This is a genomic window from Azohydromonas australica DSM 1124, assembly GCF_000430725.1.
Taxonomy (GTDB): domain Bacteria; phylum Pseudomonadota; class Gammaproteobacteria; order Burkholderiales; family Burkholderiaceae_C; genus Azohydromonas; species Azohydromonas australica.
The window spans coordinates 101,017-121,595 of sequence record NZ_KE387204.1; the positions used below are offsets into that span (position 1 = coordinate 101,017).

Here is a 20,579-nt window from a genome sequence, read left to right on the forward strand (position 1 = left end):
TCAGCTCAAGAACGAGCAAGAAAAACCGCGGATTGTGCCGCTGCCGGGCGTGCCTTTCTTCAGGCCCACAATCCGGCCGCATGAGCGAAGTCCAAGAACAAGCCCTCAAGCTGCCTCAGCCGCACCACGCGGCCCGCATTCCCAGCCACGTTTCCCCCGCGGAAGTCGAGCGCATCCGCCGCGCCGCCTACCTGCTGCCGCAGGTGGTCAAACCGGCCGATTTCACCGATGACGACGGGGATAAACCGCCACCGGACCTGGAGCGCATGGGCTACATCCAGCTCGCCCGCGCCGCGGCCGGCGCGCGCCCAAGCCGTTGGATCCATCCTTCGCAAATTGACGCCGCACTGCACCATCTCAACGACGTGGGTAACGGGCCCGAGGTCCGCGGCCTGATGCTGGAGCGCGGCGCCGCGCTGGAGCAGTTGGGCATCACGCGCCGCGGCGCGCAGTGGGAGCGGCTGCTGCACCACCCGCTGCTGCTGGAGGATCCAGGCTGGACGCTGCAGGTCGCGCACCGCGCGCCGGTGCCCGAAGCGCCGGTGTGGGATTTCCTGCGCACCGGCGACCGCCGCGTGCTGCTGGCCGCCCTGGGCCAGCCCGCGCCCTATGAGCACGCCCAGACCCTGCTTGCGCACCTGCGGCAGCTGGTGGAGCGCAGCGCCTCGGGCCATCCGCGCCAGCTTGCCTCGCTGCTGCCGCGGCTGCAGGCCGAGTGCGACGTGCCGATGGCGCTGCCCGCGCTGCAGGCCGCGCTCACCCGCGCGCAGGACCGCTGGGAGCACCGCGCCGCCGAGATGGACACCCTGGCCGGGCTCACCTCCGAGCTGGCCTTCCGCGGCTACCCGGACAGCTTCGGCCTGGCGCGGCAGATGCAGCGCAGCGTCACCCTCTACGTTGGCCCGCCCAACAGCGGCAAGACCCATGCTGCCTTCGAGCGCCTGGCGCAGGCGATGGACGGCGCCTACCTCGCGCCGCTGCGGCTGCTGGCCCTGGAAGGCCGCGACCGGCTGATGGCGCGCGGCGTGCCGTGCTCGCTGCTCACCGGCGAGGAGAACGTGCCCGCGCCCGATGCGCGCGTGGTCTCCAGCACCATCGAGATGATGAGCACGCAGCAGCCCATCGACGTGGCGGTGATCGACGAGGCGCAGATGATCTTCGACGGCTCGCGCGGCTGGGCCTGGACCCAGGCCATCGCCGGCGTGCCGGCCAACGAGGTGATCGTCATCTGCTCGGCCTACGCCGTGCCCGCCATCGAGCGCCTTTTGAAACTCTGCGGCGAGCAGTGCAAGGTGCGCCACTTCGAGCGCAAGCAGCACGTGCAGCTGCTGACGCAACCGGTGCCCATCGGCAGCCTCAAGCGCGGCGACGCGGTGGTGGCCTTCAGCCGGCGCGACGTGCTGATGCTGCGCGACCAGATCGCCGACAACGGCCACCCGGTGTCGGTCATCTACGGCGCGCTGCCGCCGGAGGTGCGCCGGCGCGAGGCCGAGCGCTTCGCCGAGGGGCACTCGCACGTGCTGGTGGCCACCGACGCCATCGGCATGGGACTGAACCTGCCCATCCGCCGCGTGCTGTTCTCGACCATGAACAAGTTCGACGGCCAGACCGAGCGCCCGCTGGGCGTGTCCGAGGTGCACCAGATCGCCGGCCGCGCCGGGCGCTACGGCATGCACGACGAGGGTTTCGCCGGCGTGCTGCGCGAAGCCGAGCCCACGGCGCTGCGCAGCCTCAAGGACCTGCTGCCGCGCCAGCCCAGCGCGCCGCGCGACTTCAAGGCCCCGGTGGCGCCGGGCTGGTGGCACGTCAACACCATCGCGCAGCGCCTGGGCGTCACCAAGCTGCGCACCGTGCTGGGCATCTTCATCGAGCAGCTCAGGCTCGACGACGCGCACTTCGCCGTCGCCGAGCTGGACCAGATGCTGGAGATCGCCGGCTTCCTGGACGAGGCCGGCGGCAAGCTCTCGCTCAAGGAGCGCTTCCTCTATGCCCAAGCGCCGGTGGACACGCGCACCGCCGCGCTGGTGGAGGAGTTCCTGGACTGGGTGCACAACCACGCCGTGGCCGGCGAGGCCGGCACGCCCGGCTTCCTGCGCGAGGTGGACGAGCACAGCCGCCTGGACCGCATGGAGCAGGCGCTGCGCGGCTGCAGCCTGTGGCTGTGGCTGGACCTGCGCTTCCCCGGCGTCTACGGCGAGGTGGATGCGGTGCAGGACCTGCGTTCGCGCCTGAACGACGGCATCGAGCGCCACCTCAAGGGCAAGAAGCCGCTGTGGCAGCGGCGGGGCCGGGCGCGCTGAGCGGCGGCCGGGCAGGGCGCCGGGCCGGTTTCAGCCCCCGCGCCCCGGCCGCCGCCGCGCCACCGTGCCGACCACGCCCAGCCCAGCCAGCAGCAGCGCCCAGCCTTCCGGTTCGGGCACGGGCGTCAGCACGTACGAGTCATAGACCAGGAAGCTGGAGAAACCCCGGCCCGTGATCTGTCCCCGGTCGTTGATGGCCACGGCATCGGAGAGAAACCAGTGCTTGGCTTGCCAGGGCACGAGCAGGTCGTTCAGGCTGACGGTCTGTCCATCGCGCCACAGGAAAGCCTCATGGCAGCTGTTCTCGGAGCACCCGCTGCCCCCGGACCGGCCCACGGCCCAGCCCTGGTTGTTCATATCCGACACGACGGTTGCTTCCGACTTCTCGGGCGGGGTGGGCAAGCTGGCGATCTGGGTCACGCGGCCGTCGGCCTCGTAGATGAAGGCCCTGCTGATCCGCTCCTGCGCGGCGTACGTGTTCGCGGCCATCTGCCCGGCATTGTTGATGGCCACCATCTGCGCGGCCGGGGAATCAGGCGTGGGGTTCTGTAGGTATTTCAGCTCTTGGCCGTCGTACATGAAAGCGCGTTCTTCATAGGCTCCGCCGGGCGCATCGAAAACCGCGTTGCCCACCACGGCGCCAAAGTCGTTGAGCGACTCCGCATTCGATGAGAGGGCGCCGGAAACGTCGATATACCGCGAACGCGTGCCGTCGAAAAAGAACGCCTTTCCGCTGGCACGCCCCACGACCTGTCCCGAGGCGTTGATGTCCATGGCGTAATCGTCACCGCTTCTGTTTTCGACCCGCAAATCCCGGTATTGGCCATGCTGGTAGAGGTATGGAATTCGCCCGGCGGCGTCCGGCACCGAGTAACTGCCGACGATCTGGTTGCGGTCGTTGATGCCGTTGGCATAGGAGCTGCTGAAAGCCTCTGTGCCGGGCAAGGGCTGCGCCCCGTTGCTGCGGAGAATGTGGGCGATGGGGTAGGTGGAAAATATCTCCTCCGTTGCCCTGTAACCCGTGCCGACCACCACGCCGCGGTTGCTGATGGCGGTAGGGTTGAAGAACTCCTCCTCATAGACAGGGACGCCGAAGTCCGCCAATTTGACCCGGTAACGCAATTGGGCCTCGGCACCCAGGGTGGTAAATGCCAGCGTGGCCGCCAAGGCCGAACCGGTCAGGAAACGATATTGAGGCATCGTTGCTTCCTTTCAAACGCGCTCGGTAAACAGGCCTGCTTGTCCGAACGAACTGGCGCAAAGTATCAGCGTAGCTGCTTCAGTCCGTTCCTGGACAGCCCGCGATCGGGCCAGCCATTTCTCATGATTTGGCACTGCTGTTTCATGCGGCACTCACCATATTCAAAATATGGTGTTGAAGGGGAGTAATTTGGTGCCTGGCCTCGATAACCCGTTCCCAAGCACCACCTCAAGGGCAAGAAGCCGCTGTGGCAGCGGCGGGGCCGGGCGCGCTGAGCGGCGACCGGGCAGGGCGCCGGGCCGGTTTCAGCGCCTGCGCCCCGCCCGGCGCCGCGCCACCGTGCCGACCACGCCCAGCCCGGCCAGCAGCAGCGCCCAGCCTTCCGGTTCGGGCACGGGCGTCAGCACGTACGAGTCATAGACCAGGTAACTGGAGAAGCCCCGGCCCGTGATCTGTCCCCGGTCGTTGATGGCCACGGCATCGAAGAGATTCCACCGCTTGGCCTGCCAGGGCACGAGCAGGTCGTTCAGGCTGACGGTCTGTCCATCGCGCCACAGGAAAGCCTTGTAGCAGTTGCCCTCGTTGCAATCGATGCCCCCGGACCGACCCACGGCCCAACCCTGGTTGTTCAGGTCCGACACGATGGTCACTTCCGGCTCCCCGGCCGGGCTGGGCAAGCCGGCGATCTGCGTCCATCGGCCGTCGGCCCCGTAGATGAACGATTTGGAGGCCGCATCATCCGGGTTGAACGTGCGCGCGGCCATTTGTCCTGCGTTGTTGACAGCCACCATCTCCGGGGACAGCGAATCTGCAAGCGGGTTCTGCAGGTATTTCACCTCGCGTCCGTCGTAGACGAATGCGCGGGATTCATAGGCGCCGCTGGAAACATCGAAAAACGCATTCCCTACCACGGTGCCGTGGTCATTGAGCGATTTCGCCTGCGATGACACGGCGCCGGGAATATCGATGTACCGCGAGCGCGTGCCGTCGAAAAACAGCGCCTTTGCGTTGGCGCTCCCCACGACCTGCCCCGAGGCGTTGATATCCATCGCATCACCACTGCCCGTCCCCTTTTCAACGCGCAGGTCCTGGTACCGGCCATTGTGGTAGAGATATGGGACCGCCCCAGGGGTGTCCGGCAACGTGTAATTGCCGACAACCTGGTTGCGGTCATTGATGCCGTAAGCGTAGGAGTTGCCGAAGGCGTCCGTGCCGAGCAAGGGCCGCGCTGCGTTGCCGCGGAAAATATGGGCGATCGGGTCGGTGTCGTACCACTCGTCTCCTCGCCTGTAGCCGGTACCGGCCACCACGCCGTGGTTGTTGATCGCGGCAGGGCTGAAAAATTCCTCTTCGCCCACAGGCTCACCGAAGTCCGCCAATTTGACCCGGTAACGCAATTGGGCCTCGGCACTCAGGTTGGTAAATGCCAGCGTGGCCGCCAGGGCCGAACCGGTCAGGAAACGATATTGAGGCATCGTTGCTTCCTTTCAAACGCGTCCGGTAAACAGGCCTGCTTGTCCGGACGAGCTGGCGCAAAGTATCAGCGTAGCTGCTTCAGTCCGTTCCTGGACAGTCCGCGATCGGGCCAGCCATTTCTCATGATTTGGCACTGCTGTTTCATGCGGCACTCACCATATTCAAGATATGGTGGTGAAGGGGAGTAATCCGGTGCCCGGCCTCGATAACCCGTTCCCGAGCGCCACCTTAAGGGCAAGAAGCCGCTGTGGCAGCGGCGGGGCCGGACGCGCTGAGCGGCGGCCGCGATAGGCGCCGGGGCGGGCTTCTCAGCCCCGGCCTGCAGCCCGGCGTCGCGCCAGCGTGCCGACGACGCCCAGCCCGGCCAGCAGCAGCGCCCAGCTCTGCGCTTCAGGCACGGGCGTCAGCACAAAGCCCACGTAGGAGCTCAAGTAATAGCCGTTGCCCGCAATCTGCCCCCGTTCGTTGATGGCCACCGCGTCGGTGAGCTGCCACAGCTCGGCCTGCGCCGGGGACAGCAGGTCGTTCAAGCTCAGCGTTTGCCCGTCGCGCCACAGCACCGCCTCGTCGCAGGTGTACTCGTTGCATGTATCGCCCGAGGACAGGCCAACTGCCCAGCCCCGGTCATTGAGGCCCTGCACAATGGTCCGTTCCTGCCGCCCGTGCAGGCTGGCCAGCTCGGTAAACCGGCCATCGGCCTCGTAGAGGAAGGACCTGTAGCGTTGGCCATCCGGGTTGAAGATGTGGGCAGCCATCTGCCCGACATTGTTGATGTCCGCCATCTGCGCGGTCTGGAAATCCTGCAGCGGGTTTTGCAGGAATTTCACGCCGTGGCCGTCGTGCACGAAGGCACGATCTTCGAGGCCATCGCCGGGCGCATCGAAAAGGGCGTTTCCTACCATGACGCCCTGGTCGTTGACGCCTTCCGCAATCGACCCCACGGCACCGGGAATGTCGAGATACCTGGAGCGGGTGCCATCGAACAAAAATGCCTGCCCATTGGCGCGCCCCACGACCTGTCCCGCCGCGTTGATGTCCCTCGCATAATCCCATCCGCTCACGTTTTCGACACGCAAGTCCCGGTATCGCCCCTGCGTATAAAGATAGGGTATTTGGCCGCCAACACCGTTTGAACGGTACTGGCCGATGACCTGGCCCCGGTCATTGATGCCAACGGCACTGGAGTCATGGAACGCGTCGCTGCCGGGCAAGGGCTCCAGGTGGTTGCCCTGGGAAATATGGGCAGTACCGATGAGCTCGACCCATTCGTGCTCTATTTCCGTCTGCCGGGTGCCTACGACCACGCCGCGGTTGTTGAGGCCAAAGGCGCTGAAATACTCGTCATCAGTGACGGGCCCATCGTAGGTCAGCGCCTCGACGCGGTAGCGCAGCTGGGGTTGAGCCTGGGCCTGCATGGTGGCCAAAGCCAGCGCGGCCGTCACGGCCAGGCTCCTCAAGGAACAGCGTTGAAACATGGGTATTTCCCTTCAAATTCACCCGCGCGGCGGTATTTGGAAGCGGCGCGGCCTGGTACAAGCCGGCAGCCTAACTTTTTCCCGCCGGCGCAGGCCAGCCCGCAATTGCGCTGGCCCGTCAGCAAACTTTGGAACTCTTGTTTCACTCACCTCTTTGCATATTGAAAAGAGGGGTTCGGCAACGGCGTTCGCCGGGCGGATTCAAAACCCGCTTCAGGCGGGCGCCTCCTGCGCCACCTCCATCGGCAGCATCACGGTGAAGGTGCTGCCCTGGCCTGGCGTGCTGTCCAGCGCGAGCTGGCCATCCATCATCGTCACCAGCCGCCGCACGATGGAGAGTCCCAGCCCCGTGCCGCCGAAGCGCCGCGTGGTGGAGCTGTCGGCCTGGGTGAAGGCCTCGAAGATGCGCGCCTGCAGCGCCGGCGCGATGCCGATGCCGGTGTCGATCACGTCCAGCCGCAGCACCACCCGCCCCGGGCCGCCGGGCATGGCGCGCACGCGCAGCGTCACGCTGCCCGCCTGGGTGAACTTCAGTGCGTTGCTCAGCAGGTTCAGCAGCACCTGCTTGAGCCGCAGCGGATCGCCGCGCAGCGCCAGCGGATCCTCGGGCGCGTCCAGGCTCAGCGCCAGCTTCTTCTGGTCGGCATGCACCCGCACCTGCGCCATCACCTCCCGCAGCAGCGTCTCCAGCGCGAAGGGCACCTGCTCCAGCCGCATCTCGCCGGCCTCGATCTTGGAGAGGTCCAGCACGTCGTTGACCAGCGCCAGCAGCTGCTCGCCTGCGCTGGCGATGTGGCCCACGAACTCGCGCTGGCGCCCCTCCAGCGGCATCTGCTGCAGCAGGTGGCTCAGCCCGATGACGGCATTGAGCGGGGTGCGGATCTCGTGGCTCATGTTGGCCAGGAAGGCGCTCTTGGCACGGTTGGCGGTCTCGGCCTGCTCGGTGCGCTGCTGCAGCTCGGTCTCCAGCCGCTTGCGCTCGGACAGGTCCACCGCCACGTAGATCAGCCCCACGGTGCGTGCGCGCTCGTCGCGCAGCGTGCGCACGTCCAGCAGCACCGGCACCGGCGTGCCGTCGGCGCGCCGCAGCTGCCACTCGCCGCCCTCCGCGCCGTGCGCGGACAGGAACACCTCGCCCGGCGCCAGCGGCCGGCCCAGCTCGGCCTGCAGCGCTTCGCGGCGCGTGCGCAGCTCGTCGGCATCCAGCAGCAGCGCGGTGGCATCGCACCCCAGCGCCTGGGCCGCGGCATGGCCCGTGAGGCGCTCGGCGGCAGGGTTGAAGAGCGTGATGCGGTCCTGCGCGTCGGTGGCGACGATGGCGCTGCCTGCGCCATCGAGGATGGCGCGCTCGCGCGCCGACAGCACGCGCAGCTCCAGGGTGCGCTGCTGCACCTGCTGCTCCAGCGTGGCGTTGAGCTCCAGGATGCGCGCCTGCGCCGCGCGCTGCTCGCGGATGTCGCGCAGCGTGCTGGCCAGCCCGCGCACCTTGCCGTCCTCGTCGCGGATGGCCACCAGCGAGTGCGACACCTCCACCGCACGCCCGTCGCGGTGCCGCAGCTCGGTGTCGAAGGGTGGCACCGGCGTGCCCAGCATCGCCCGCTCGCCCAGGCGCCGCGCCTCCTGGCGCCGGCCATCGGGCAGCACCAGCTCGTAGAGGTCGCGCCCAAGGGCATCGGCAGCGCTCCAGCCCAGCAGCCGCTCCGCGGCGGGGTTCCATTCCGTGATCGAGCCGTCGGCGTCGTGGCCAATGATGGCGTCCTGCGCCCCCTCCACCATGGCCGCCATGCGCGCGCGCTGGTACTGGATCAGCCGCTCGCGCCCCACCGCGCGCTGCGCCCCGCCCAGCAGCAGCGCCAGCAGCATCGACACCCCGCCCACCGCCACCGCCGTGGCCACCGGGTCGGGCAGGCTCAGCGCGGCGCGGAAGGCCGGGCGCTCCTGCAGGTCCAGCTCCCAGATGCGGCCGAACACAGCCAGCCGCCGCCGGTGGTGCGGTGAGATGCTCTCGTCGTCGCTCCAGTGCGTGGAGGTGTAGAAGCGGTCGGCGTCCTCGTCGCCCGGCGTGACGTCGCTGAGCGCCAGCGCGAACTCGTCGCCGCCGAAGTCGAAGTCCTGCAGCACCTCGTCCATCACCAGCGGCGCGTAGGCCCACCCCACAATGGCCGCAGCGCGTTGCCCCGGTGGCGGCAGCAGCACGCCGCGGTAGATGGGCAGCAGCAGCAGGAACGAGCGCTGCGGGTTGTCCGAGGCCTGCACGATGGTGATAGGCGCCGTGAGCCGCGCCTCGCCGGTTTCCATGGCCGCCACCGCGGCGGCGCGCCGCTTGGGCTCCGAAGCCACGTCCAGCCCCACCGCCGCCTCGTTGTGCTGCAGCGGCTCGACGTACTGGATGACGTAGCGCTCCTTCGCATGCGGCGTGATCTGGCGGATGCCGAAGTCCGGCACGCCGTCGCGTCGTGCCGCTTCCAGGAAGGCCGCTTCTTGCGCCAACGGCACGCGCCGGATGAAGCCGAAGCCGCGCGCGCCGGGAAACTCGCGCTGGATCTCGCGCGAGAGCCCGTACTCGTGGAAGCGCTCGCGCGTGATGCCGTCGGCACCCGCGGCGATCACGGCGCCGCGCGCGCCGCGCAATCCGTACTCGTAGGTGCGCATGCGGCTGCGCACCTGCTCGGCCACGCGCTCGCCCAGGGCCTGGAAGCGCGCGCGCTCCTGCACGCCATTGGCATGGTGCTGCCACAGCCCCACGCCCACGGCGAGCAGCCAGCCGCCGGCCATCAGCAGCAGCGGCGCACGCAGCGTGTCGCGCAGGGCAGGAGGCTTGAGCAGGGCGGAGGAGTACAGCGGCATGGGTGCGTGGCCGGCGGCCGTGGCGAGGCGGGAATACCGCACCGTGCACATCGCACGCCCGCTTGGTGTCCGTTCTTCGAAGGGCTTGGCGGACGAGTATGCCGCCGCGGTATGCGGCTTGCCGCCCGTCGGGCAAGCCATTGCACAAGGAGCCCGCCATGACTGACGCCCCCAAGGTCCCCAAGGTCAACCCCGACGACAAGGACGCCGTGCGCGCCGCCGAACAGGCCCAGGCCACGCTGGACAACACCTGGAAGGGTTACGAGAACAGCAGCGACCCGGCCCACGACAACCCCTCCGGGCCCTCTGACCAGGAAGGCCCGAGCCACCGCCAGGGTCCGCCGCAGTGAAGCGGCCGGGTTGAGCCCGGTGCGGGGCGCCGTGTTCGCGGCGTTCTGCACCGCTGTCCTTCCGCCGTCGCGGACACGACGGGAAACGGAGTGCGCCACTGGGTCTTCTGCGCCCAACCTGCAACAACGTCCCGGATCGTGAACTGATCCGCACTCGATTTGCCGCACCGGCGCCGGAGTGCCGCGCCGATCCCCTAGCATTCGCCCCTTGAACCGGGCGCCTGGCCCGGGTTGTGAGCACGGCGCCCCTGGCGCCGCGACCTGACGGGGGAAGTCGATGTTGGGGGGAGGAAAGGCGCTGTGCGCGCTGGCGGCCAGCCTTTTGCTGGGGCTGCCGGGCTTGTCCAGGGCATTGCCCACGCACGACAGCATCCATCACGCGCCGGCGCGTGATGCGGCCGCCGACGACCCCGTGCAGCGCTTCGCCCATGGCGTGCTGGAGAGCAACGACCACCGCGGGCGTCCCTTCGTCGTGGTGGACAAGAAGCAGGCGCGCATGGTGCTTTACGCCGGCGATGGCCGCGTGCTGGGCGCCGCACCGGTGCTGCTGGGCCTGCAGCCCGGCGACCACGCGGTGCGTGGCGTGGGCAGCAAGCCGCTGTCGGCCATCCGCCCCGAGGAGCGCACCACCCCCGCCGGCCGCTTCGACACCGAGCCCGGCCGCAACACTGCCGGCGAGCTGGTGGTGTGGATGGACTACGCCGAGGGGCTGGCGCTGCACCGGCTGCGCCCCGCACCCGCGCGCGAGCGCCGCGCCCAGCGACTGGCTTCGGCCTCGCCGGCGGACAACCGCATCTCGCTGGGCTGCGTGGTGGTGGACGCGGACTTCTACGTCTCCGTGGTGCAGCCCGTGCTGGGCCGCCAGCGCGGCGTGGTCTACGTGCTGCCGGAAACGCGCACGCTGGAAGCGGTGTTCGGGCACGAGGTCGTGGCCGGGCTGGCGCAGGACTGAATTTCGAAGAGCGTCCGCGGATTGCACCTGCGAGCCGTCGCGCCACTGTTGCGCGGCGGCCGCCTTGGCACGCCGGGGCCTGTGCCTACCGGCGCTGCTGGCACCGGCGCCACCAGCCGACCACGGTGAGGGCCAGCCAGAAGCACTGCGACAGGAACGCCGCCAGGTTGAAGGACTCCGTCAGCGACACCAGCATGCAGGCCGGGCCGACGATGTTGAGCGCGACCGCGGTCCGGCCGGCCGGCGGGTGGTGCAGCACCTGCACCAGGAAGTACGCCGTCAGGTACGCGACCACGCCGAAGAGACCGATGAGGTCGAGAAAACCCAGCTCCATGTGCGAAGCATAGGCAGCGCCGGCGCGCCCGCTTGGCGGCAAGCGCCGGGTTGCTGACCCGTTGCGACATGCGGCGCTTCATCCGTCGCCTTCGCGGCCTTCCCGGTCAGCACGGGCCCCTGGTGCGCAATTGGCCAAACATGCGTCGGCATTGAGCAAGTCGGCATGCCCATCCTTGGGCGACAGTGGTGTTGCGCGAACCTGGCCAGAGGAGGCAGGACGCGGGAGGGCCGTGCACCGGCGAGAGCGATCTCACCCGGACACCCCTACACCATCACGGAGGCGACGACGGCGGTCCTGAACCGGCCGGCGCCGTAGAGAAGAAGAAAACATGCGGAACCCGAGCAACGGTGGAATTTCACAGTTCCTGTTTTCCCGGCTGTCGATCTCGGCGCGCCTGTACGTGGGCTTCGGCGTCGCGCTCGCGCTGTTGGCGGCGGTGGGCACCCTGAACTGGTTTCAAACCAGCCTGCTGTCCGAACGCACGCGGATATTGGTCGAGGAGGACGCGCGCCGCGCCTCGCTCGCCAACGACATGCAGATCGCGGTGCAGGACATGGTGATCGTGCTGGGCAAGCTCGTCCTGATCGAGAACCTGGACGAGATCGAAAACCTGCGTGGCAGCTTCAAGGCCACGGTGGAACGCTACTTCCAGGTCAAGGACGCGCTGGCGAAGCTGCCGGTGCGCAGCGAGAGCGGCGGCTGGCAGGAGGCGTTCGAGACCATGACCTCCTTCGAGGAAAGCGCGCTGCCGCTGTTCAAGCAGGTGGCCGACATGGCCGGGGACACCAAGCCCGGCCTGCTGCAGTACGTCTACTCCTCCCAGGTGTCGAACCCGCAGAAGAACTGGATGGAGAGCCTGGGTGACCTCCGCAAGCTGATGGGCGAGACGATGGCCGCGGCCTCGGCGCAGTCCCGGGAGGACGCGCGGCAATCGCAGTGGCTGACCGCAGGCATCGTCGTGATCGCGCTGGCCGGCGGCCTGCTGTCGGCATTGCTCATCTCGCACAGCATCACCCGCCCGCTGCACCGCGCGGTAGACGTGGCGAAGACGGTCGCGCAGGGTGACCTGTCGGCCAATGTCCGGACCGGGCAGCGGGACGAGATCGGCCTGCTGCTGAACTCGTTGGCCGAGATGCAGGACGCCCTGCGCCACGTGGTGGGCGACATTCGCCTGTGCGCCGACAGCATCCAGGTCGCCAGCAGCGAGGTCGCCTCGGGCAAGGCCGACCTGTCCCAGCGCACCGAGATCACGGCCGGCAACCTGCAGCAGACCGCGTCGTCGCTGGAGGAGCTGACGGGCGCGGTGCGGCAGAGCGCGGACTCGGCGGCGACCGCGAACCAGCTCGCGCTGTCGGCGTCCCAGGCGGCGCAGCGCGGCGGCGAGGTCGTGCAGCAGGTCATCGCCAACATGGCCGACATCTCGACCTCCAGCCGCCGCATCGGCGACATCATCGGCGTCATCGACGGCATCGCGTTCCAGACCAACCTGCTGGCGCTGAACGCCGCGGTCGAGGCGGCGCGCGCCGGCGAGCAGGGCCGCGGCTTCGCGGTGGTGGCCGGCGAGGTGCGCAACCTCGCGCAGCGCGCCGCGTCGGCGGCCCGCGAGATCAAGTCGCTGATCGGCGAAAGCGTACAACGCGTCGAGTCCGGCACGAAGCTGGTCCAGGAAGCCGGCGGCACGATGCAGGACATGATGTCGGCGGTGCAGCGGGTCGCCGACGTGATCGACGAGATCTCGACCGCCACGGTCGAGCAGAGCCAGGGCATCGAGCAGGTGAACGGCGCGGTGGTGGAGCTGGACCGGATGACGCAGCAGAACGCGGCGCTGGTCGAGCAGAGCACGGCCTCCGCGGAACTGCTGAGCGAGCAGGCCGGCCGCCTCAACAAGCTGGTCAGCGCCTTCCACCTCGGCTGAAGCGGCGGCGTCCATTGCCGGCCCTTGCGGTCCGCCTGGCCCGGCCGGGCGGGACCGCCGCCGCCCTCACTTGCACAGGCTCCCCGCCAGCCACTCGACGAAGATGTCCCGCAGGGGATGCGGCTTGCGCCGCGTGGGCACCACCACGTTGTACCGGCCCTCGGCGGTGATGACGGCGTCGCCCAGGCGCACCAGCGAGCCGTCCTCCAGGTAGCTCTGCACGAGCACGCCCCAGCCGAGCGCAACACCATGCCCGGCCCGCGCCGCTTGCAGCACTTCGGTGTAGTGGCTGAAGCGCAGCTTGGGCTGCGGGCTGGCCGCGGCGATGCCCGCGCGGCCGAGCCAGTCCTGCCACGAGTACCAGGAGCGGTCCGGCACGTCCTGCTCGATCAGCTCGAGCTCGCCGTCGCGGAACATCGTCCCGGGCTCGCCCACCCGCAACGCATGCTCGGCCGAGCACACGGGAAACACCTCGTCGGCACGCGAGGCGACGACCTCGCCGTCGTCGAAGGGCGGCACGCCGAAGCGCACGAGCACGTCCACCTCGCCGCTGTTGAGATTGATGCGCGAGTCCTGTGACACCAGCCGGATCTGCGCCGCGGGATAACGCTTGCGGAACTCCCCCATGCGCGGCAGCAGCCAGAACGTGGTGAACGCCAGCGTCGCCCCGATCGTGACCGTCTCCTGGCGCTTGGTGGACCGCACCATCTCCACGCTTTGAGCGATGTTCGCGAAGCTCATCGCCAGCGATGAAGCCAGCAGCTCGCACGGGGGCGTCGGCTCGATGCTGCGGTGCTTGCGCGCGAACAGCGGGGTGTCCAGCTCTTCCTCCAGCAGTGCGACCTGGCGGCTCACCGCCGCCTGCGTGACGCCCAGCTCCACGGCCGCCGCGGTGAAGCTGCGATGGCGCGCGGCAGCCTCCAGCACGAGCAGGGCGTTCAGCGACGGAAAGTTCTTGCGAATGGGCACCGGACCTCCTCAATGGTCATCCTTGCATTACCAAAAGTCATCCTGGACATAAATCAAAATGGCGTTGAACAAGGATATAGCGGCTTCTATCATGACTTCAGATTAGTCAAAAGGAGCATACGCCCATGTCCATTCCCGCCCTCCCGTCCATCGCCTCGCTGCTGTCCTCGCGCCGCCCGCACCATTCGCTGCCCGCGGGGCTCTACACGCGCCAGGACGTGTTCGAGGCCGACCTGAAGGTCTTCTTCCAGAGCCACTGGATCCTGGCCGGCCTGGAGTGCGAGATTCCCGAGCCGGGCGACACGCAGGTGCTGGACATCGGGACGTCGAGCGTCATCCTCCTGCGCGACGACGACATGCAGGTGCGCGCCTTCCACAACGTCTGCCGCCACCGCGGCGCGCGCATCCTGAACGCGGGGCAGGGCGTGGTTTCCAAGCTCGTGTGCCCCTACCACCAGTGGACCTACGAGACCTCGGGCCAGCTGATCCACGCGCCGCACATGGGCGTGGACTTCGACAAGTCCTGCCGCAGCCTCAAACCGGTGGCGCTGCGCTCGGTCGGTGGACTCCTCTACGTCTGCCTTTCCGACAACCCGCCCAAGGACATCGCGTTCCTGCAGGACGTGATGGAGGAGCGGCTGGCGCCCTACGGCCTGCGTAACGCCAAGGTGGCGCACCAGGTGGACGTGATCGAGAAAAGCAACTGGAAGCTCACGCTGGAGAACAACCGGGAGTGCTACCACTGCGTGGGCAGCCATCCGGAGCTGTGCGTCACCTTCATCGACCTGGACTTCGGCTTCGACCTCGAATCCATGAGCGAAGAGGACCGCGAGCGCGCCGCGCAACACATGGCCGAGCACAGCGCCCGCGAGCGCCGTTGGGAGGCCGAAGGCTTCAAGTCCTCCACCGTGGAGCGCGTGACCGACTGCGAAACCAACTTCCGCACGCAGCGCCTGGCCATTGCCGGCGGCGGCGAGTCGCAAACTCCGGACGGCACGGCGGCATGCGCCAAGCTGCTGGGCAGCATGACCCGCAAGGACCTGGGCGACACGCACCTGTGGGGCCACAACTGCTGGAACCACTTCATGGGCGACCACGCGATGTCGGCCATGGTCATCCCGCTCAGCGCGGACACCACGCTGGTGCGCACCAAGTGGCTGGTGCACAAGGACGCCGTGGAGGGCAAGGACTACGACCTGGACAAGCTCACCAGCGTGTGGATCGCCACCACCGACCAGGACGCCGACCTGGTGGCGCGCTCGCACGCCGGCGTGCAGGACCCGAGCTACGAGCCGGGCCCGTACTCGAAGTTCACCGAGAAGCAGCTCGACAACTTCGCCTCCTGGTATGTCAAGCGGATGCAGGCCCATGGCTACTGAGCTCACGCTGCCGATGTCCTGCGACGAGGGCGTCTACTGGAACCGCGAGGCTGACCAGGAACTGGTGTGCATCGACGTCCGCCAGGAGACGCACGACGTCAAGACCTTCACCTTCCGCGCCCGGGACGACCGCTACTTCAGCTTCGACGCGGGCCAGTACTTCCTGTTCGAGCTGGAGATCGACGGGGAGATGGTGAGCCGCTGCTACAGCCTCGCGTCGTCGGCGCTGACGCCGCGCTCGATCTCCATCACCGTCAAGCGGGTGGAGGGCGGCAAGGTCTCGAACTGGCTGCACGACCACCTCAAGCCGGGCAGCGCGGTGCGGGGCACCGGCCCCTCGGGTACCTTCACGCTGCCCGGGCCGGCCGAAGGACCCTACCTGCTGGTGTCGGGCGGGTCGGGCATCACGCCGGTGATGTCGATGGTGCGCGCCCTGGCCGACGCGCGGCGCCATCCGGACATCGTGTTCCTGCACGCGGCGCGCACCCCGGCGGACCTCGTGTTCCGGGACGAGCTGCTATACCGCGCCAAGGTCACGCCGAACTTCCGGCTGCTGTTCCTGCCCGAGAGGGCGGGCGGCGAGCCGGGGTACGCCGGCGTCACCGGGCGCGTCAGCGAGGCCTTCCTGAAGGTCGCGGTGCCCGACCTGGCCGAGAGGACGGTGATGTGCTGCGGCCCCGCGCCGTTCATGGGCGCGGTGCGCCAGCTGTCCCTGGCGCTGGGCGTGAAGCCGGAGCGCTACTTCGAGGAAAGCTTCGACGCCGCCGTGATCGACGAGGACGACGTGCCGCTGCCGCCCGCCGCGGAGGCCGCGAGCACCTTCAAAGTCAAGTTCGCCAAGCAGGACAAGGTGATCGAGGTGGGCGCCGAGCAGTCCGTGCTCGCCGCCGCGCGCAAGTCCGGCGTGCGGCTGCCCTCGTCGTGCAGCAACGGCCTGTGCGGCACCTGCAAGTCGAAGCTGGTCTCCGGCTCGGTGGACATGAAGCACAACGGCGGCATCCGGCAGCGCGAGGTGGATGCGGGCTTCTTCCTGCCCTGCTGCTCCAAGCCGCTCAGCGACCTGGTGGTCGATCGCTGAACCCGCCCGGGCGCCGCAAGCTCATGCGCGGCGCCCGGGCGGCAAGGCGTCAGCGGTAATGCCCGTGGCGCTCCAGCACCTCGATCTTGTAGCCGTCGGGGTCCTGGATGAAGAAGAAGCGGGCCAGCAATTCATCGCCGACTTTGAATTCCTTGATGGGCAGCGGCGAGAAACCCGCCTTCACCAGCTCGGCATGCTTTTGCGCCACGCTGTCCACGGCCACGGCGACGTGGCCGTAACCGTCGCCGTGGGAATACGCTTCCTCGCAGCCCTTGTTGTAGGTCAGCTCGATTTCGAAATCATTCTCGGCATTGCGCAGGTACACCAGCGAGAATTCCGGAAAATCCAGCCGGTGCGCGGGCTCCAGCTTGAGCACCTGACGGTAGAAATCGAGCGACGCGTCCAGGTCGCGCACGCGGATCATGGTGTGGATGAGTTTGGCCATATCAGGTTGGAGCCTTGTTTCAGTGCGTGTTCCGCAGGGCAGGACGGCTGGGTGTGGGCGGGCTGCTGCCTTCGAGTTTCTCGCCTTCCACCTGGTCCAGCTTGCGTCGAAGGTAGCGCAGGCAGGTCACCCGCAGGAAGGACGAGAAATTCAGCACGTCGCCGCGATGGCGCATGATTTCATCGTGAAATTGCACGATGAGCGCATTGGTGGTGATGCCTTCTTCCGCAGCCAGCGCCGCCAGCGTGTCCCACATGAAGTTTTCCATGCGTATGCTGGTCGATACGCCATGGATGCGCACCGTGCGGGTACGGGATTCGTAAAGAATCGGGTCGGCCGCAACGAAGAATTCGCACATTCTTGTCTCCAGGATAATTTGTTTTACAGCGCGCGCTGCGACATTTGCGACGCAATATATTCTGCCTGCCGGATGGCCAGCGTCACGATGGTGAGGGTCGGATTTTCCGCACCGCCGGTGGTGAACTGGCTGCCGTCGCTGATGAAAAGGTTCTGCACGTCGTGCGTCTGGCCCCACTTGTTGCACACGCCGTCGGTGGGGCGCGCGCTCATGCGGCAGGTGCCCAGGTTGTGGGTGGACGGGTAGGGCGGCGTGCGGAAGGTGCGTATTGCGCCGGCGGCCTGGTAGATGCGCTCGCCCTGCGTGAAGGCATGGTTGCGCATGGCGACGTCGTTCGGGTGGTCGTCGTAGTGCACGTTGGGCACCGGGTTGCCCCACTTGTCTTTCACGCTGGTGTTGAGCGTCACGCGGTTGGTGTCGCGCGGCATGTCCTCGCCCACCAGCCACATGCCGGCGAGCTGGGTGTAGCGCTCCATCCACCAGGCGAACTCCGGTCCCCAGCCGCCCGGGTTCAGGAAGGCTGCCATGAAGGGCAGGCCCAGCGAGAGCGTTTCCATTTCATAGCCGCCCGCGAAGCCGCGGCGCGTGTCGTGGCCCGCCTCGTCGCGCACGATGCCCGCCATCGTAGTGCCGCGGAACATGTGCACCGGGTCCTTGAAGGCGGCGTACACCGAGCCCGTCATGTGCCGCATGTAGTTGCGGCCGACCTGGCCGGAGGAGTTGGCCAGCCCGTCGGGGAACTTGTTCGAGGCCGACAGCAGCAGCAGGCGCGGCGTCTCGATGGAGTTGCCCGCCACGCAGACCACGCGGGCCTTCTGGCGCTGCTCCTTGCCGGCCTTGTCGAAATACACCACGCCGGTGACCTTGCCGGCCGCGTCGTGCTCGATGCGGGTGACGTGGGACTCGGGGCGCAGCTCGAAGTTGCCCGTCGCCTCGGCCTTGGGAATCTCGGTGTACAGCGTGGACCACTTGGCGCCGCTCTTGCAGCCCTGGAAGCAGAAGCCCAGCTGCATGCAGCGTCCGCGGACGTCGCGCGGCTGGCTGTTGATGGCCATGTTCCCGGTGTGCACCTCCTTGTAGCCCAGCCGGGTAGCGCCGTTGTAGAGCACCTTGAAGTTGTTGTTGCCCGGCAGGCCCGGGATGCCGTGGGTGCGCGTCACGCCCATCTTGTCCTCGGCGCGCGTGTAGTACGGCTCCAGCTCCTTGAGCGTGAGGGGCCAGTCCAGCAGGTTGGCGTCCTTGATGCCGCCGTACTCGCTGCGGACGCGGAACTCGTGCTCCTGGAAGCGCAAGGACGCGCCGGCCCAGTGCGTGGTGGTGCCGCCGACGGTCTTGCAGATCCAGGCCGGCAGGCCCGCGAAGTCCTTGGCGACGCGCCAGCTGCCGGAGGTGGTGCGCGGGTCCAGCCAAGCCAGCTGGCTGAAGGACTTCCACTCGTCGTTGATGAAGCTGGCGTTCGACTGCTGGGCGCCGGCCTCCAGCACGACCACCTTGATGCCCTTCTGGCACAGCTCGTTGGCCAGGGTGCCGCCACCGGCGCCCGAGCCGATGACGACGACCACCGAGTCGTCCGCGAGATCGAATACAGCCATGAATGTCTCCAGACCAGGCGTGCCGTGGCCGCCTGTGTGTGTTTTCGAACAGCGACCGCCGCCTGCGCGCTCAGCCCATGTAGGGCTTGGGGCTGGCTTCAAGCGGGGGGGCGGGCAGCCACTTCAGGTCCTGGAAGCCGCGGGTGATGTAGCCGCCCTTCTCCCACGCCGAGCCCGGATAGCCGAAGGCGGCGAAGGCCATGTCGTTGTCGTAGAGGGAGGTGACGCACTTGCCGCGCACCGTGTTGAAGAAGGCCTGGCCCTCCATGGCCTTGACGGCCTCGGTACGCCGCGCCACGGAGGCCTTGGCGAAGCTGCCGCCTGCCAAGTGGTCCAGGGTGGCGGTGCCGTCGCTCAACAGCTTGGCCAGCGCCGGGTCGTCGCCGGCCATGGCATCCAGGTCCTTGGCCAGCAGGGCATAGACGGCGTCGGGCAGCTTCGCATGCGGATACAGCACGCGCCCCATCAGCAGCAGCGTGCGGCCCTGCGCCTCGCTCAACGTCTTGAGCTCCACGGCCCAGGACGTGGACGGGGCAAGCAAGGCCAGCGGGCTGCCCGCAGCCAGGGTGCCCATCAGGATGCCGGAGCCCTTGAGCAGGCTGCGTCGCGTCAGGGGCAGGGGCAGCCTGGGGACCTCGCCGCTGGGCTCGTCACAGCCGCCGGACAAGGGTGCGATGGGAACGACCTTCATGAGCGCGTCTCCTTCGAGGCGGCTCTGCGTGCCGCCTTTCGTCGTTGGTGCCCGCACTGTAGGAACCGGCCCACCGCGCCGGGGCATAGCCCTCTACCTACAGGGAAAGCACTGAGAAACGCCCGGCCCGGCGCCTGCGTGCTGGCTGTAGCCCGCGGCAAAGGCATTCCAACGTTCCGACGGCGTGCCCGTTAGAGGCCGGCTCGAATTCAATTTCTGTCGCAGTCCAAATGAAAAAGCGCGCCGAAGCGCGCCTTTACACAAGCTGTTCAAGATCCACGGCGTCAGGCGTTCCTGGGCGCTGCGGCGGAAACACAGCTCACTGCGGCAACCAGGCCTTCAGCTTCTCCGGATGCGCCTCCACGAACTTCTTGGCCGCCGTCTCGTAGTTGTTCGTGCTGTAGCCCTCATGCTCGATGGCTTCGACGTCCGCCAGGTCCAGCTTGAAATTCTTGATGAAGGCATGCACTTGCGGGAACTTGGTCGCGAACTGCTTGGAGCCGAAGGCATGAATTTGCTCCTCGCCACCCATGCTGCCCTTGGGATCCTTCAGGTAGCGCATGTTCCATTTCTGGAACATCCAGTGCGGGCTCCAGACCGTGGCGACAAACCACTGCTTGCCCGGATAGGCTCGGGAAACCGTGGCCAGCATGCCGGCCTCGCTGGCCGACTGGAGCTTGTAGCCCGCCGCATCGAGCTTGTATTCCTTGACCGTCTTCTCGGCCGCCCGCATCACGCCGCTGCCGGGCTCGATACCCTGGATCGTCCCATTCATCTTGCTTTTCACCTCGGGCTTGGCCAGGTCGGCAATCGACGACACCTCGGACTCGGGAATATAGGAGGGCACGGCCCAGCCGTTCTTGCCGCCCGAGTAAATGATGCCGATATCGTCCAGGTCGCTCTTGTGCTTCTGGTAATAGGCGTCATGGGTCACCGGCAGCCAGCCGCCCAGCAGCACATCCAGGTTGCCGCGGGCCACGCCCTGGAACTGGATGGCAATGTCGGCATTGACCAGTTGCACCGGCTGCTTGAGCTTGGTTTCCAGCACGTATTTGGCGACATTGGCCACGGCCATCACGTCCGCCCAGTTGTTGTAGCCCATTTTCAAGGGCTCAGCGGCCATGGCGCTGCCGGTGGCGGCACCCAATGCAAATACCGACAAGGTCAGTCCGGCGATGCGCGACTTGAAAAACTTGCTGTTCATGGAAACCTCT

The 20,579-nt window shown here is 67.6% G+C and carries 16 protein-coding genes and 3 pseudogenes; 6 read left to right on the forward strand and 13 right to left on the reverse strand.

Going from position 1 to position 20,579, the window contains the following annotated elements; translation table 11 throughout:
- The first annotated feature begins 80 nt into the window (after positions 1-80).
- On the forward strand, positions 81-2,300 hold the full coding sequence (locus H537_RS44800) for a helicase-related protein (protein WP_043459633.1): 2,220 nt from the start codon (positions 81-83) through the stop codon (positions 2,298-2,300).
- 30 nt (positions 2,301-2,330) lie between these two features.
- Here H537_RS44800 and H537_RS56855 read toward each other — a convergent pair.
- The 6 genes and pseudogenes from H537_RS56855 to H537_RS44810 all read right to left on the reverse strand — a co-directional run.
- Positions 2,331-2,423: pseudogene (locus tag H537_RS56855) on the reverse strand (PEPxxWA-CTERM sorting domain-containing protein); the annotation flags it as partial.
- Positions 2,424-2,465: 42 nt separating this feature from the next.
- Positions 2,466-3,500: pseudogene (locus tag H537_RS55855) on the reverse strand (hypothetical protein); the annotation flags it as partial.
- Positions 3,501-3,806: 306 nt separating this feature from the next.
- Positions 3,807-3,899, reverse strand: a pseudogene (locus tag H537_RS56860) (PEPxxWA-CTERM sorting domain-containing protein); the annotation flags it as partial.
- 1,386 nt (positions 3,900-5,285) lie between these two features.
- Positions 5,286-6,419: a DUF3466 family protein gene (locus H537_RS54575; RefSeq protein WP_169517069.1), complete on the reverse strand. Its 1,134-nt coding sequence runs from the start codon at positions 6,417-6,419 to the stop codon at positions 5,286-5,288.
- 11 nt (positions 6,420-6,430) lie between these two features.
- Positions 6,431-6,598, reverse strand: a complete 168-nt coding sequence (locus tag H537_RS54580; protein ID WP_169517070.1) for a hypothetical protein — start codon at positions 6,596-6,598, stop codon at positions 6,431-6,433.
- Between the two features lie 67 nt (positions 6,599-6,665).
- Positions 6,666-9,299 carry a sensor histidine kinase gene (locus tag H537_RS44810; protein ID WP_169517071.1) on the reverse strand — a complete coding sequence of 878 codons (2,634 nt, stop codon included), beginning with the start codon at positions 9,297-9,299 and terminating at the stop codon, positions 6,666-6,668.
- Between the two features lie 158 nt (positions 9,300-9,457).
- On the opposite strand from H537_RS44810, the gene H537_RS0122350 reads away from it, so the two are divergent.
- Positions 9,458-9,649, forward strand: coding sequence for a hypothetical protein (locus H537_RS0122350; protein ID WP_028999622.1), 192 nt, complete (start codon positions 9,458-9,460; stop codon positions 9,647-9,649).
- 277 nt (positions 9,650-9,926) lie between these two features.
- Positions 9,927-10,601: a hypothetical protein gene (locus H537_RS0122355; RefSeq protein ID WP_043459636.1), complete on the forward strand. Its 675-nt coding sequence runs from the start codon at positions 9,927-9,929 to the stop codon at positions 10,599-10,601.
- 85 nt (positions 10,602-10,686) lie between these two features.
- Here H537_RS0122355 and H537_RS0122360 read toward each other — a convergent pair whose 3' ends face one another.
- Complete coding sequence (locus tag H537_RS0122360; RefSeq protein WP_043459767.1) at positions 10,687-10,935, reverse strand: CBU_0592 family membrane protein; 249 nt, start codon at positions 10,933-10,935, stop codon at positions 10,687-10,689.
- Between the two features lie 331 nt (positions 10,936-11,266).
- On the opposite strand from H537_RS0122360, the gene H537_RS56565 reads away from it, so the two are divergent.
- Entirely contained in the window at positions 11,267-12,853 is a 1,587-nt protein-coding gene (locus H537_RS56565) for a methyl-accepting chemotaxis protein (protein WP_051243104.1), read from the forward strand.
- 66 nt (positions 12,854-12,919) lie between these two features.
- Here H537_RS56565 and H537_RS0122370 read toward each other — a convergent pair whose 3' ends face one another.
- Entirely contained in the window at positions 12,920-13,822 is a 903-nt protein-coding gene (locus tag H537_RS0122370) for a LysR substrate-binding domain-containing protein (RefSeq protein WP_156901887.1), read from the reverse strand.
- Positions 13,823-13,947: 125 nt separating this feature from the next.
- Between H537_RS0122370 and H537_RS0122375 the strand changes: the two genes are divergently transcribed.
- Together H537_RS0122375 and H537_RS0122380 are read left to right on the forward strand one after the other, a co-directional pair.
- Positions 13,948-15,201 (forward strand): aromatic ring-hydroxylating dioxygenase subunit alpha, encoded by a 1,254-nt coding sequence (locus tag H537_RS0122375; protein ID WP_028999626.1) that lies wholly within the window; start codon positions 13,948-13,950, stop codon positions 15,199-15,201.
- Positions 15,191-16,279 carry an FAD-binding oxidoreductase gene (locus H537_RS0122380; RefSeq protein WP_051243105.1) on the forward strand — a complete coding sequence of 363 codons (1,089 nt, stop codon included), beginning with the start codon at positions 15,191-15,193 and terminating at the stop codon, positions 16,277-16,279. Before H537_RS0122375 ends, H537_RS0122380 begins: the two co-directional genes overlap by 11 nt.
- 49 nt (positions 16,280-16,328) lie before the next feature.
- Here the strand turns inward: H537_RS0122380 and H537_RS0122385 are convergent, their stop codons facing one another.
- The 5 genes from H537_RS0122385 to H537_RS0122405 form a co-directional block, all read right to left on the reverse strand.
- Complete coding sequence (locus H537_RS0122385; protein ID WP_028999628.1) at positions 16,329-16,724, reverse strand: VOC family protein; 396 nt, start codon at positions 16,722-16,724, stop codon at positions 16,329-16,331.
- Between the two features lie 19 nt (positions 16,725-16,743).
- Entirely contained in the window at positions 16,744-17,082 is a 339-nt protein-coding gene (locus H537_RS0122390; RefSeq protein ID WP_028999629.1) for a ribbon-helix-helix domain-containing protein, read from the reverse strand.
- Between the two features lie 23 nt (positions 17,083-17,105).
- Entirely contained in the window at positions 17,106-18,674 is a 1,569-nt protein-coding gene (locus H537_RS0122395) for a GMC family oxidoreductase (RefSeq protein WP_028999630.1), read from the reverse strand.
- Positions 18,675-18,744: 70 nt separating this feature from the next.
- Positions 18,745-19,365 carry a twin-arginine translocation signal domain-containing protein gene (locus H537_RS0122400; protein WP_028999631.1) on the reverse strand — a complete coding sequence of 207 codons (621 nt, stop codon included), beginning with the start codon at positions 19,363-19,365 and terminating at the stop codon, positions 18,745-18,747.
- A gap of 319 nt (positions 19,366-19,684) precedes the next feature.
- Complete coding sequence (locus tag H537_RS0122405) at positions 19,685-20,569, reverse strand: glycine betaine ABC transporter substrate-binding protein (protein ID WP_028999632.1); 885 nt, start codon at positions 20,567-20,569, stop codon at positions 19,685-19,687.
- Between the last annotated feature and the right edge of the window lie 10 nt (positions 20,570-20,579).